10 protein-coding genes are annotated in these 14,124 nt (G+C 64.9%); 4 read left to right on the top strand and 6 right to left on the bottom strand.

Features of this window, described 5'->3' with window-relative positions:
* Positions 1-82: 82 nt before the first annotated feature.
* From Pla108_RS10025 to Pla108_RS10010, 4 genes are all read right to left on the bottom strand, one after another.
* Complete coding sequence (locus Pla108_RS10025; RefSeq protein WP_146444790.1) at positions 83-1,981, bottom strand: HEAT repeat domain-containing protein; 1,899 nt, start codon at positions 1,979-1,981, stop codon at positions 83-85.
* A gap of 453 nt (positions 1,982-2,434) precedes the next feature.
* On the bottom strand, positions 2,435-3,688 hold the full coding sequence (locus tag Pla108_RS10020; protein WP_197526451.1) for a M20 family metallo-hydrolase: 1,254 nt from the start codon (positions 3,686-3,688) through the stop codon (positions 2,435-2,437).
* A gap of 163 nt (positions 3,689-3,851) precedes the next feature.
* Positions 3,852-4,607 carry a (S)-ureidoglycine aminohydrolase gene (allE, locus tag Pla108_RS10015; RefSeq protein ID WP_146444789.1) on the bottom strand — a complete coding sequence of 252 codons (756 nt, stop codon included), beginning with the start codon at positions 4,605-4,607 and terminating at the stop codon, positions 3,852-3,854.
* The gene (locus tag Pla108_RS10010) at positions 4,604-5,881 is read right to left on the bottom strand and encodes an allantoate amidohydrolase (protein ID WP_197526450.1); all 1,278 of its coding nucleotides are present in this window, start codon (positions 5,879-5,881) and stop codon (positions 4,604-4,606) included. The genes allE and Pla108_RS10010 overlap by 4 nt, the downstream gene beginning before the upstream one ends.
* 119 nt (positions 5,882-6,000) lie before the next feature.
* Here Pla108_RS10010 and Pla108_RS10005 point away from each other — a divergent pair, with 119 nt between their 5' ends.
* The 4 genes from Pla108_RS10005 (at position 6,001) to Pla108_RS09990 (ending at position 11,760) form a co-directional block, all read left to right on the top strand.
* On the top strand, positions 6,001-7,515 hold the full coding sequence (locus Pla108_RS10005) for a xanthine dehydrogenase small subunit (protein ID WP_146444788.1): 1,515 nt from the start codon (positions 6,001-6,003) through the stop codon (positions 7,513-7,515).
* A gap of 117 nt (positions 7,516-7,632) precedes the next feature.
* Entirely contained in the window at positions 7,633-10,014 is a 2,382-nt protein-coding gene (xdhB, locus tag Pla108_RS10000; RefSeq protein WP_146444787.1) for a xanthine dehydrogenase molybdopterin binding subunit, read from the top strand.
* Positions 10,015-10,017: 3 nt separating this feature from the next.
* A complete protein-coding gene (locus tag Pla108_RS09995; protein ID WP_146444786.1) occupies positions 10,018-10,464 on the top strand; it encodes an ankyrin repeat domain-containing protein in 447 nt (148 codons plus the stop codon).
* Positions 10,465-10,743: 279 nt separating this feature from the next.
* Positions 10,744-11,760 carry an IS110 family transposase gene (locus Pla108_RS09990; RefSeq protein ID WP_146444785.1) on the top strand — a complete coding sequence of 339 codons (1,017 nt, stop codon included), beginning with the start codon at positions 10,744-10,746 and terminating at the stop codon, positions 11,758-11,760.
* Positions 11,761-12,153: 393 nt separating this feature from the next.
* Here Pla108_RS09990 and Pla108_RS09985 read toward each other — a convergent pair whose 3' ends face one another.
* Together Pla108_RS09985 and Pla108_RS09980 are read right to left on the bottom strand one after the other, a co-directional pair.
* On the bottom strand, positions 12,154-12,762 hold the full coding sequence (locus tag Pla108_RS09985; protein WP_146444784.1) for a hypothetical protein: 609 nt from the start codon (positions 12,760-12,762) through the stop codon (positions 12,154-12,156).
* Between the two features lie 179 nt (positions 12,763-12,941).
* A complete protein-coding gene (locus Pla108_RS09980) occupies positions 12,942-14,075 on the bottom strand; it encodes a hypothetical protein (protein WP_146444783.1) in 1,134 nt (377 codons plus the stop codon).
* Between the last annotated feature and the right edge of the window lie 49 nt (positions 14,076-14,124).

The following is a 14,124-nucleotide window of genomic DNA, read 5'->3' as shown; positions in this document are numbered from 1 at the left end:
AGACGTTTTTGATTAGTGAACGCTTTTCGCGTTATACTGCCGTCGATGGAGTGTTTTTTCCGCCGGATGCGTTTCCTTCGTCTTATGGTGGCGGCCACCGCTTGCCTCCAACGCCGATGTCGAAATAGGACGGGATAAGATCGCAGGCGATTTCCGGATCGTCCACCTTGAATACTCTCCCGGCGCGGATCGCCTCGCTATGTCGTCCGATGAAAGCGATCCAACGGGCCTTCAACCCGGCCCGTTCGTCACTGGTCGGCTGTGGTCCATTGCCATTGCCCCCACTCCCCTGATGTTCGATTAACGAGACAAGTTGATTCATCGTACGGAAGTTATTCTCAAAATCCGGACGGTCGAGCCGTTCAGCCCAGGCGAGCAGCACTTGATCGCGCGTTACGCCCACGTCGGTCGCGGCATCGCTAGCGCTAGGGACAACCCATTGGTCATCCGACTTACGCACCAGTTCTAGAAGTGTCGGGCCGAACGACGCGTCCCCAGTTTTGCCCACGGTGTTTACGGCGGCGTATTGCACACCGACGTCGCGAGCAAAGAGCCGGTGGCGCAGGGGCTCGATCGCCCACTCGGGACAGGGTGTCGACAGGTTTTCGATCGCTAAACGTTGTACGTAGGCGATTGGGTGCTCCATCCATCGCCGCGCATAGGCGTCAAACTCCGGCGACAGGGCAGGACCGTGCTCCTTGTCTTCCTTATCGCTTTGTCCCTTGATGTGCACGCTGTTTCTTAGGGCTTCCAGATAGACCGCAATCTCACCCGGCGATAGAGGCTTCTGCGGCGCTTTCCCGCCACGTGAGAGAATCCCCGCGGCGGCCCATTGCAGATTTGGAATGATCCCGTGAATCAGCGGCGTTTCCACCGTCACTTCCTGTGAACGCCGTAGCATGCGATCAAGGGCCTTGACTACCGTTGGCATATCCTCCGGCTGGGCCACCGATTCAGCCAGATCTGCCGCTGCCTCCATTCGGTTGTCGCGCATTCCGTTGCGGGGCGTTGCATCCAAGGCCTTGCGCGCATAAACCATAATCGGCTCGGCAAATTCGTCTCGCCAGGTTTGATTGGCCATTTCGAGTTGGCGTTGGCGCTGGCCTTCACTCCACCCCTGTTGCCTCGCCGGCGGATCAGTCAGCGACGGATGCGGTAGTCGTCGACCCAGTGCGGAGACGGCTGCATCAACGACTTTCTCATCGTTATCGGCGAGGCAGGCCACAATCGCGCGCGTCGCTTCGACCGTGGGGATCAACGCCACGCCTCCGAAGGCGCGCATGTCACCCTTGTCAATCAGCCGCTGCAGGAGGGGCAAAAATACGGGATATCGCAGGCAGGTGAAATCGACATAGGGTGTTTGTTTTTCCCCCATTGAGCCAGCCTGGTCTGGCAACCGCAACATGGTTTCGACAATCTGCTCAGCTTCGTCCGGGCCGGGCATCACCAGCTCGATTTCCGCGCTCGCCCATCGGGTATCATCGTTAGGGATCTTGCCGTATCCGCGGTCACCTCCGCCCCAGCCCAGATCGTGGGCCACTCGGATTGTGTACTTGCCCGGCTTGTCGAACAGGCAATACCGCATCACTGGCACTGATGAATAGAAGATTCCGCCCGGCTTGATCGATTCCCTGCCGCAAAAGCCACCGAGATTCCGTGGATCGGGTGTCGGATCCTTCACCATCTGACCCGCCTCGTCGGTGGCGATCACACGAACGCGCGTTAGCCGAGGTGAGCCCCGATAGTCACCTCCCCAGTCCACCACGATCGGCTCATTGCCTGAATTCTTCACCTCGTAGTGCAGTAATATGTTTTCTCCGAGATAGAAAGTCGGCTGGTCGGCCGCGAGGTGAATCTCCGCCCCCGCCGGCACTCCTTTTGGGATCGATGTACTGTAGTCCGCCACTGGCTCGGCCCAGACGTATGCAGCCCCACCAAGTGCGGCAACGATTACCGAGGCGATGCGATGTGAAATGGGCATTCGTAGGATTCGTCAGAAGTGTTGCCACTTGAGTACACAATAACTACAGATCGGAATTTTAGCCCCTCACGTCAAGTTTGTGAAACCTCGAACCGTCGACCAGTGACGGACCGCCGGAAGCATTCTGCCATCTTACCATAGGTGCAAGGGAGTGACACTCGTGGGACAGAACCGGAAGTCCAGAAAGTGCGTCCGCTTCATCGTTCTACGCTAGTTTGAGAGTCCCTGAAACGCCTCATTCAGGACTATCTAGAGCCAGCTGTTTGCCAAGTGATTGACGGCTCGAGACATGCGCCAATATCCGATCCCGGAAATCTAAAGACGCGCCGGCTGAACACTCAGCAGACAAGTCCGATTCGGGAACCAGCGTTGACGCGCTAAAGTGCACGCCTGCGGAAGGAAACCGTTGGCGTAAGCCGCCGTGCTCGCCCGCCCCGTGAGGATTGGGATGGGTTAGCGAGCCAGCTCCGCCAGGGTGAGCGCCAGCGTTTGCACGCCGGCCGCGAGGGCCTCGGGTGATGAGTACTCGTCGGGGCGGTGCGAGACGCCGCCGCGGCACGGGATAAAAATCATCCCCATCGGCGCCACGCGGGCCATGAAGAGCGAGTCGTGGTAGGCGCGGCTGATCATCTTCTGATGCGCCTGCCCCAGGGACGTGGCCGACTGGACCACCGCGTCGACAATCCGCGGGTCGGACGTCGCCGGCGGGTCGGCGTTCAGCGTGCGGTGCTCGAGTTGGACTTCGCGTCGCGTCGCGATCTGCTCCGTCTCCACCTCAATCTGCTTCAGAACGGCGTCGCGGTTGGCGCCGTCAATGTCGCGGAGGTCGAGGGAGAACGTTACCTTGCTCGGGATCGAGTTCACCGCACCAGGGTGGACCTCCAGCTTGCCGACGGTCGCGACGAGGTCGGGGCTGCGGCTGGCGCGGGCGATGGAGTCGATCGCAGCGATCATCTCCGCGGCGGCGACCAAGGCGTCGCGGCGTCGCGGCATCAACACGGCGCCGGCGTGCCCCCCTTCGCCTGTGACGGTGAAATTGGCTTGAGCCGGGGCCGCGATCGCCGTGACGGCGCCGATCGCCAAGTCGCCCGCTTCGAGCTCGGGGCCTTGCTCGATGTGGAGCTCAACGAAGGCGTCGTAGTAGTCGCCCGGTAAGCGGACCTCCGACAACTCTCCCGTGAATCCGGCGCGCCGGCGCACCGTGTCGTAGTCGTCGTCCGCCTCGTCGGTGAGTTTGGCGAGGTCGGCGGGCGACATGGCGCCACTCATCAGGCGACTGCCGGTGCAGCCGACGCCGAAGCGGGTCGGCTCTTCGCTGGTGAACATCACCACCTCGATCGACCGCCGGGGCTGGTAACCGGAGGCTTGCAAAGCACGAATCGCCTCGAGCCCGCTGAGGACGCCGACCGTGCCGTCGTACATGCCGGCGTGCGGGATGGCGTCGCAGTGCGAGCCGGTCCCGACCGCCGAAGCCTTGGGGTCGCTCCCGTGCCAGCGAGCAAAGGTGTTGCCGATCGGATCGACGCGGACCGTCAGCCCCGCCGCTTCGTAGAGGGAACGGAGGTAGTCCCGCGCCCGCAGGTCGGTCTCGGTAAAGACGACCCGGGTCACCGCCGGCGGCGGCTCGGGGCAGTCGCTGATCGCCGCGAGCGCTTGCAGCTCACCGACGAGGCGTTCGACGTCAACTTGCGGCGCGTCGTTTATCAACTAACTTTCAATTTGGAGTGAGAACCACGAAGGAACGAAGGACACAAAGGGAAAGTTCTTCACGGTCTAGCGTGCGTAACGGTTGCGTACAACGATCAGAACAGCACGTTTCTAGCTTCTCGTTCTTTGTGTCCTTCGTGCCTTCGTGGTTGAGAATCTTTTTCTAAACGGAAAGATCGAGCGGATCGCGGTGGATGTCTTTGTAGTAGATGTAGGAGGCGGGCGACTTGCCCATCGCCACGAACCACTGCGGGCAGTACGACGCCATCCAGATCGTGTCCCCTTCTTGGACCGGGTACCACTTTTCGCCGAGCCGATAGACCCCCTGCCCCGACCGCATGTAGAGCCCGTGCTCCATGACGTGCGTCTCGACGAACGGCAACGCCGCGCCGGATTGGTAGGTGAAGACGTTCACCGCCATGTCGAAGGCGGGCTCGATCGGCAGCAGCGTCGCGAGCATCGCGTCAGAGTCGCCGAGGAAGGGTTCCGTCGGGGCGTCGGCCAGGGAGCCGGTCCGCCGGGCGGGGGGATCGAGTCCTTCGACGGGCTCGTAGGGTTTATCGAACACCAGCAGGCGCGCGCCGTCGGGCGCCGAGAGCGTGTGCTCGTCCCCCGGCGGGAAGTAGACGAAGTCGTCGGCAGCGAGCGTGTCGCCCTCCAGCTCGGCGGTCCCGGCGAGCACGTAAACCAGCCGCTGGACATCTTCGGCCGGCCCGTGGCAGACGCAGCCGTCGCCCCCTTCGACCAGGTACTGGCAGAAGCGGGGCCCGCCGGCGCCGCCGCGCATCGCGGGGCTGATCAGCACGACGCCGCGCGCCGTCCCCCAGCCGGGCGGCAGCCCCGGCACATGGCCGTCGGCGGCGATCAGGGCGTGGTTCCATTCGACCCGCGTGCGGGTCTCTCCGAAGGGGCCGCTCATCGGGCGCTGCTCACAGGGGCGGAGTCGCTCGCAACCCGTCCCGCCACGCGGCGGACGAATTGGGTGAGCACTTCAATGGCGACGCCGACGTCGTCGCGATCGACGCGCTCGTCGGGGTGGTGGCTGACGCCCCCGGGATGCCGGACAAAGAGCATCGCCACCGGGAACCGCTGCGCCATGATCACGGCGTCGTGCCCGGCGCCGCTGGGGAGGCGGATCGGCTCGTGACCGGCGTCGGCAACGGCCTCGGTCAGGCTCCGCGTCAACGACTCGTCGACGACCACCGCGCCTTGAGCGGTCTTTTCAACGATTTCAAAGCGGCACCGCTCCGCCTCGGCGATCCGCCGGCCGGAGGTGATGATTTGGTCGACGGCGCGCTCGCGCACCGCGTCGTTGGCGTGACGCACGTCGAGCGATAGATCGACGCGTTCGGCGATGACGTTCGGAGCCCCCGGCGTGACGGCGAGTTGTCCCACCGTGGCGCGCAGGCCTTCGGTCGAGACGGTGGCATTCCGCACTCCGGTAACGAAGGCGGCCGCGGCGACCAACGCATCGCGTCGGCCGGCCATCGGCGTCGTGCCGGCGTGGCCCGCCTCGCCGACAAACCGCAGCCGTAAGCGGCTCTGCCCCACGATGCCCGAGACAATCCCGACCGGCACATCGGCCCGTTCGAGGACCGGCCCTTGCTCGAGGTGCGGTTCGACGTAGCCGATCACCTCGTCGCTAGCGTACGCGGCCGCGGCGATCTTGGCGGGGTCGAGACCAAAGACACTGATCGCCTCGCGGAGCGGGACGCCCGTCTCGTCGCAGCGATCGAGCCACTCGGGTTGGAACACCCCGGCGACCGCGGCGCTGCCGAGGTACGGCTTGCTGTAGCGCACCCCTTCTTCCTCGCTGAATCCGACCACGTCGAGGTGGAACGGAAGTTCGCCGTCTCCGAGCGACTCGGCGACGGCGAGCCCAATCAAGACGCCGAGCACGCCGTCGTAGCGTCCGCCGCCGGGGACGGTGTCGAGATGCGAGCCGATCAGCAAGGTTTGGCTGGCGCCGGGCGACTCGCGGCGGCCAACGAGGTTGCCGGCGTCATCGACGCGCGTCGCGAGGCCCGCGGCTTCCATCCACCCCCGTAGGTGGGCGTGCACGTCGCACATCGGGGTGGTCAAGAACCGCCGGGTCAGGCAGTCGGGCGTTTCGGAACAGGCCGCCAGTTCATCGCACCGCGTCATCACCAAGTCGGCGAGCCGGGGCGGCGAATTGGTTGCGGTGACGGGCACGGCGTAGCTGGGGGACGGGAGGAAGGAATTGACCCTTGCCGGGGTGGGGCCTATCGTGCGGCAAGGCGGTGGATTCCTTACTCTACACAGCGGCGCTCTGATTGCAGAGTGCAACCGCCATGCGTAATAGCCTCGTTTTCTACGTCAACGGCGACCGGCACGAAGTGCGGGGCGAGGCGGCGGGGCGGACCCTCAGCGATTATCTCCGCGGCGGCTGCGGCTCGCCAACGGCCGAGCGGCTCGTCGGCACGAAGATTGCCTGCGCCGAGGGGGACTGCGGGGCCTGTACGGTCCTGGTAGGCAAGACCGCCCCGTCGGGCGATCGGCTCGACTACCAGACGATCGACGCCTGTATCGCGTTCATTTATCAGCTCGATCGCCGCCACGTCGTGACGGTTGAAGGGCTCCAGGAGGACTCTCGGCTAGCCCCCGCTCAGCAGGCGATGGTCGACTGCCACGGCAGCCAATGCGGTTTTTGCACGCCCGGCTTCGTCATGGCGCTGCAGGGGCTCGTTGAGGAGTCCGACGACAGGGGCCCTCTCGCCGACGAAACGCTGCGGCTCGGCCTCTCGGGCAACCTGTGCCGCTGCACGGGCTACTCGCAGATCCTCGACGCCGGTAAGCGGCTCGACCCGGCGCGGGTCGATTCGGTGGCGAAGCAGTACGACCCCGCCCCGATGCTGGCCGACTTTGCGGCGCTCGGCGACGGTCCGGTCCGCGTCAATCCGCGCGACACGCACCAGCTGAACGGCCACGCCACGGCGGCGCCGCCGGTCGAGGTCTTCCTTCCCTCGACGTTGCCAGAGCTGGTCGAATTCCGAGCCGACAACCCGGACGCCAAGCTCGTCAGCGGCGCGACCGACGTCGGCGTGCAGTTCAATCATGGCAAGCTCGCCCCGGTGGCCGTGATCAGCACGACGGGCGTCGCCGAGTTACAGCACCTTGAGGTTGTCGATGAAGAGCTCGTCATTGGCGCCGCTGTCCCTTGGTCACGCGTCGAGGCGTTCGCCAAGCACGAACTCCCCGCGTACCACGCCATCCTCACCCGCTTCGGCAGCCCCCAGGTGCGGCACGCCGGCACGCTAGTCGGTAACTTGGCGAACGCCTCGCCGATCGCCGACTCGATCCCGTTCCATTACGTCGCCGGCTCGACGCTCGAATTGGCCAGCGTCGGCGGTCGTCGCGACGTGCCGATCGAGGATTTTTATCTGGGCTACAAACAGCTTGACCTCAGGCCCGACGAAGTGATTATTGCCGTGCGGACGCCGCTGCCGGCAGAGAACGTCCAGCTACGGCTCTACAAAGTCTCGAAGCGCCGCGACATGGACATCAGCACCGTGACAACCGCCTTCTGGCTTGAGCTCGAAGGCGACCTCTGCGCCGGCGCCCGCCTCGCCGCGGGCGGTGTCGGTCCGACGGTGGTCCGCCTGCCGCGCGCCGAGGAGGCGCTCATCGGCCGGCCGTTGACGCTCGAAGCGATGCGCGTCGCTGGGCGGATCGCGCGCGAAGAGATCACGCCAATCTCCGACGTCCGTGGCGGCGCCGACTACCGATTACAGCTGGTCGAGAACCTCTTCGCCAAATGCTGGCACGAGGTGAGAGGCAATGGAATTTTGACAGGATCGTCGGGATGAACAGGATAATCTGCCGTTCCGGACATAGCCCTCGGCTAACCCTTTCATAGCGCGCGCAACGGAGCGAAGCCCGTTCACCACCATCCCGTCGATCCTGTAAATCCTGTCTAAAATCGAATGGCTTCCGTCGGCCAATCTCTCCCGCACGACTCCGCCACGGGCCACGTCACCGGCGCCGCGCGCTACATCGACGACCTCCCGCGGCTCGACCGCGAGCTGTATGTCGACTTTGCCGGCTCGCCGGTCGCAGCGGGGCGGATCCGCTCGATCGATCTCACCGCGGCGCGGGCGGTTCCCGGCGTTGTCTGTCTTCTGACCTACGACCATCTCGGCGGGCCGAACCACTTCGGCCCCATCATTCCCGACGAGGCGTTCCTCGCCGAGGAAGAGGTCGTCTACGTCGGCCAGCCTATCGTTGTGATCGCCGCCGAGACGCCCGCCGCCGCACTGCGGGCCCGCCAGCTGATCGTGGTCGACATTGAAGAGCGCAAACCGGTCCTCTCGATCGACGACGCGCTCGCGGCCAAGTCGTTTATCGGGCCCGAGCGCCGGATGATGACCCCCGGCGCCGAGAGCGACGCCGACTTCGAGGCCGCATTCCGATCGGCGCCCCACACGCTCGCGGGCCGTTTCGTCTCGGGGGGGCAGGAGCAGTTCTACTTCGAGACCCAGGCCGCCCTTTCGATCCCGGGCGAGGGGGGCGACGTCCGTGTCATTTCCTCGACCCAGAACACCACCGAAACGCAGGCCGTCGTCGCCGAGGCGCTCGGCCTCGGCATGCACCAGGTCGTCTGCGAATGCCAACGCATGGGGGGCGGCTTCGGCGGCAAGGAGACCCAGTCGGCGATCCCCGCTGTCATGACGGCTCTCGTTGTGAAGCAGACCGGCCGTCCGGCACGGCTCGTGCTGCGTCGCGGCGACGACATGCGGATCACCGGCAAGCGGCATCCCTACCAGACCGATTACCGCGTCGCGTTCGCCGCCGATGGCCGGCTGATCGCCGCCCAGATGGCGTACTACTCCAACGGCGGCGCCTTCGCCGATCTCTCGACGTCGGTCATGGAACGCACGATGCTCCACGCCGACAACGCCTACCACGTGCCAATGCTCCGCGTCACGGGGCAGGTCTGCCGCACCAACTTACCGCCCAACACGGCGTTCCGTGGCTTTGGCGGACCGCAAGGCGTCGCGGTGATCGAGAGCCTGCTGGAGGACATCGCCCAGGTCGTCGGGCGTGACCCGTTCGACGTCCGGCGGCTCAACCTCTACCGCGACGGCGACCCGGCACGCAGCGTCACGCACTACGGCCAGATCGTCCGCGATCATGTCCTCGACGAGACTTTCGATCGCCTCGCCGCGTCGTCCAACTACCGCCACCGCGTCAACGCGGTCACCGAGTTCAACACCACGAGCATAACGCACGTGAGAGGGATCGCCCTCACGGCGATCAAGTTCGGCATCTCGTTCACCACCAAGTTCCTGAACCAGGCGAACGCCCTGGTGAACGTCTACACCGACGGCACGGTGCAGGTCTCTACCGGCGGCACGGAGATGGGCCAGGGGCTCTACACGAAGATCCAGCAGCTGGTCGCCGACGAGTTTGGCCTGCCGCCGTCGCGGGTGCGGATGATGGCGACCTCGACCGAGAAGAGCAACAACACGTCGCCGACCGCCGCCAGCGCCGGGACCGACCTCAACGGCGCCGCCGCCCTCGTGGCGTGTGGGCAGATTATCGAGCGGATGCGTGACTACGCGGCCGGTCTCTTCGCCAGCACCGAGCGCGGCCTCGTCGCGGCGCCCGAGCATGTCGTCATCGACGACGGCGCCGTCTGGGACGACCGCGACCCGTCGCATCGGATCGAGTTCGGCGAGTTCTGCGCGATGGCCCGTCGCGAGCGCGTCGACCTCGGGGCCCGCGGTTTCTACGCCACGCCGGGCGTCGACTACAACCGTGAGACCGGCTGCGGAAACCCATTCTTCTACTACACGACCGGCGCCGCGATCGCCGAGGTGACGATCGACCGCTTCACGGGCGAGCTCACCTTCGACCGGGCCGACGTGCTGATGGACATCGGCCGTTCGATCAACCCGGGCGTCGACCGCGGCCAGGTGATCGGCGGCTTTATCCAGGGGGTCGGCTGGGTCACCAACGAAGAGCTGCGTTACAACGACGCCGGCCACCTACTCAGCACCGGCCCCACCACCTACAAGATCCCGAACGTCACCGACCTGCCACGGGTGCTGAACGTCGACTTCATCGACAACCCGAAGCACCAAAAAAACGTCCGCCAAAGCAAAGCGGTCGGCGAACCACCGCTGATGCTCGGCATTTGCGCTTGGATGGCGGCGAAGAACGCGCTGCAGTCGCTCGCCGGTGACAAGCGGGTGGAGCTTGCGATCCCCGCGACGGGGGAAGAGCTGCTGACGCGGATGACGGCGCTCGTAGGTCAGGCTGTGCCTGACGCGGTGGGCACGAGTCAAATCTCAGGACGGCGATAACTCATGGGCCGGTTCGCATCAATCGTGGGAATGTGGGTCGATGCGGGCGACGATGTGACAGCTATCCGCGAAGCAGCTCGCTGGGGGGAGATCGAGATTCTCCAGGACCTTTTGGACCGTGGCGTTCCCGTCGATTCGTGCGGCGAAGACGGCGTAACCCCTCTCATACTGGCGGCATCTGGAGGTAATTCTCGGATCGTTAAAATGCTTCTTGAACGCGGCGCCGACGTCCATGTGATCACTCACCGCGATCGCGCTACTCCCCTCCATGCTTTACTTGGATGGCCTCATCAAGAACGCGTTTATCTAGCAATCGCCCGCGTTCTGATCGCGGCAGGTGTAGACGTATCTGCTCGTGAGAACGATGGGATGACCGCTCTCGACTGGGCGAAAGAAAGGAGATGCCTTCAGTTAATCAACCTCTTGGAGTCCGCGTTGACCAAAGACTAGCTGCTTAGTGACCCGACGGGTGCCGGACCTTCCACGGGTGGCCCCATGACAAATATCGACCAGACATTTGAGTATGTAGGCCGTAACAAGCGTCAGCGCAGGTACGGCATGGCGTACCGTAACGCGCCGCGCGCCGGACCTTCGCTTTGCTCGTTCCGGCCTACGGTTGGGGGTACGCCGGGTGAACCTATGAGAGGAGGCCGCGCCGAGTAGGCGGTTCTTCGGATTGGTGGTAAACGAGGGTTGTCACCCTCCCCGTTTCCCCCGCAGGAGACCGTCATGAATTACGTCGGCGTGGACCTCCACAAGAAGTCGATCAGTGTTTGTGTCGTGAGTCAATCGCGCGAGGTGCTCCAGTCGCGGCGGTTCTGGTGCGTCGAGCCCGATCGAATCGAGGCCTTCTTCGGCGAATTGGGGCCCCACGAGGTCGTCGTCGAGGCGACCGTCGGCTACGAGTGGTTCTTGCGGCTGGTCGAGCCCCACGCCCAGCGGGCCGTGCTCGCCCACCCGGGCAAGCTCCGCGTGATCGCCCAGAGCACGCGCAAGAGCGACAAGCTCGACGCGCGGGTGCTCGCCGAGTTCCTCGCCCTGGGGATGATCCCCGAGGCGCACCGCCCGACGCCACGCGTCCGTGACCATCGGTCGCTAGTCCGTCATCGGCAGTTCGTCCAGCAGCGGATCACGGCGACCAAGTCGAAGATTCGCCGTGTGCTGTGGGATTACAACGCCGACCGCGCGGACCTGTTCACGCGACTCGGCCGTGAGTTCCTCGACGAGTTCGAGCTGTCCCCCGCCGATCGCTTCCGCATCGACCAGCTGCGAGAGCAGCTGGAGTTCCTCCAAGCAAGGCTCAAGGACGCGAACGAACAACTCCGCTCGTTCGCCCAGGAGGGGGCTGACTGGGAGCGACGCGCCCGCGAGTTGCTCCGCACAATCCCCGGCGTCGGAGAGGTGACCAGCGAGGTGGTGCTGGCCGAACTGGGCGATGCGTCTCGCTTCGGCTCGACCAAGAAGGCCGTCGCCTACGCGGGCCTGGCGCCGGGCTACCGAGAGAGCGCGGGCAAACGCAAAGAGCTCTCGATCGAGAAGAAGGGGTCGCGCCTGCTGCGGTGGGTGCTGGTCGAGTCGGCGTGGCAGGTGGTGCGTTACGACGCCCATTGGCGGAGCCGCTTCGAGCAGCTGGCGAAGCGGACGGGCAAGAAGAAGGCGATCACCGCGATCGCTCGCCGTCTCCTAACGGTGATGGTGGCGATCCTCCACAGCGGCGAGCCTTACCAAACCAACCCAGCAGTCTGACGGCGTTACCAAGCGACCGGCGACGGACGCAGGCGACGACACGGGACGACCCCGCAGCATGGCATGGCGACGCACTCCGGCGCGATCGCCGACCGGGTGAATGGCGGCGTCCCTCGAATACCGTTCCTGGAGGCGTTCCACCGAGGGCGACCTCCGAATAGATGCCTGAGCGCACCTCGTCCGCCATCGATCCGAAGAACAACCCAAAAATGGGTTGACGGCTAACTTTCCATAGATGCCACTGCTGGCTTGCCCAGCAGTGTGAAGCGGGTACTCGGCATCCCTGCTCGGCCAGCCAGCGGAGGAGCCTAGTTGCCACCTGATAAGAACCGGCTGATAGGGTGTTATTCCGTATCGCTTAACCGCATCTTACGAATGACTCCACTCGAGGCCTCAATACTCAAGGTCCCCAATAATACAGCTCTCGTTTTCCAGCAGGGCCCGCTTGAGCGTGGGATAGATCCGGCAGCCGGTAATGACGATCGCTAGTTCGGCAAGGCCTTCGTCGCCGTAGGCGGCGCGCAGCCTTTCCGCCCGGTCCGGGTCGAGCTGCTCGGCGCCAACCACCGCTCGCGCGTGGTCGCGCACGCCGCGCAGTTCTTTCGGCAACTCGTCGGGGTTCTTGAGCAGGGTTTCGAGCAGGGATCGTTCGACGCCCGCCTCGATCGCCATCCGCAAATTGACTTGGGTGCACGGCCCGCAGTCCTCGACCTGCATCGTCGCCACCCTGGCGACATAGTGGGCGTCCAACGGCAACGCCTTGCGATAGATCGACATCGACTGGCCGCCATCGAAGGCCCGGTACGCGCCCGGAGAAGCTTTGAGGAGCTTCTCGAGGTAGCCGGCGTCGTAGTCGTAGGCCGTGCGGAAGTCACGAAGCCCCGCAAGGATGGCGTCGTCTGTCGGAAGGCCTTCGGAAGATTCGGCCGGCGTGGGAGGAGTGGGCGCCGCCAGGGCGAACATCGCTACCGAAGCAATCAGGAGAAGGCAGAGAAATCGCATGACAGGTTTCGAGAGACTGAGGCGAAGAAGTGGTTCTCTTAGGAGACCATCTCGAACGACAAAGGTTCTGTCTAGCCGACGCCTCCATCGCCACCCGTTGTTTCAAGAACCCACGGTATTCAAGAAGAACGCCGTGGCCGGGACAAGCGGCAGCGCAGGCCCGGCAAATCATTTCTCGCCTAGCGAGAGCGTCCCCGCCAGCTGTTGGGCAGGACCGTGGCGAGGGCGAGCAGCGTCACACCGGCTGCTGTCGGCTCGGGGACGGCTGCCGCCTGTTCTGCGAGGGTGTTGCCGTAAGCGAACTGCCAGACCGTGTAGTCGCCGGCGTCGATCTTGCGGTCGGGGTTGCCGTCGGCGGCGAGGTTGGTGGTGCTCCCCTCGGTGTCACGCCAGACGGTGTAGTCGGCCGCATCGGCGACGCCGTCGCCGTTGTAGTCGCCCGGCAGGTCGGGCGTTGTCTCTTGCAGGTCGCCGAGCCACTCGCCCAGGTAACGCAGGTGGGCGAGGTGGTCGTCGCCGGTCATGCCGCGGGCGCCCCAGAGGGTGAAGCCGCCGAGTTCGGCGGTGCGGTAGAAGTCGAGCGTGCCGAGACCGGATTGGTTGATCGGTTGGGCGGTTAGGCCGAGGTGCGCGAGCAGCTCGTCGCCGGTCTCGGCGGTGCTCTCGTAGGTGTAAATCGGGATCTCGGAGTGCGTGAAGATGAACCGCTTGAGTCCGGCGGCGGCCGCGTCGGCGAACGCCTTGTAGCCGGTCATCTGCGAGTCGAGGGCGGTGCCGTCCGACGCGGTGGTCGCGTAGAGGGAGTCGGCCGCCAGCAGGCTGTCGATCTCGTTGCGGTAAGCGGGCGCCTTCAGGATTTCACGCACGGCGCCGTACCCAGCGCTGAACGACGAGACCGACAGGTGACCGAGCGTGGTCGAAGCGCCGAAACCGGGCCGGCTGGCGAGCCGCGACCGGGCGTCGTTCAGAAGCGTCTGGAACAGGCTCGTATTGCTAAAGGGGTTGCTGTAGGCGCTCGAGAGCCCGCTGTAGTTGACGGTGACGATCACCGCGTCGAGGTCGGCGTAAGCGGCGTTGTTCCAGACAGTCTGCGAGTCGCCGTGGAAATGGACCAGCAGGTTGACCTTGCCATCCGCCGCCGGCGTGTAACCGCTGGGGATGAACATCCGCCACGCCGACTGGCTCATCGCCACCTGCGTGCCGGCAGCGGTGGGGAGCTGCGCGTCGGCCGCCCCGGCGAGTTGGACCAGCCACACCAAAGCCAGGCAGAGGGCTAGGCGTCGCCTAGTTCGCCGGGAAGATCGAATCGTCATGTCGTCCATTTTGGTTGGCCGACGCCAGTTTGTCACCATAACCGGCGGG

The sequence above is a fragment of the Botrimarina colliarenosi genome (assembly GCF_007859955.1).
Classification (GTDB): Bacteria; Planctomycetota; Planctomycetia; order Pirellulales; family Lacipirellulaceae; genus Botrimarina; species Botrimarina colliarenosi.
This window is presented reverse-complemented; position numbering and strand designations above follow the sequence as displayed.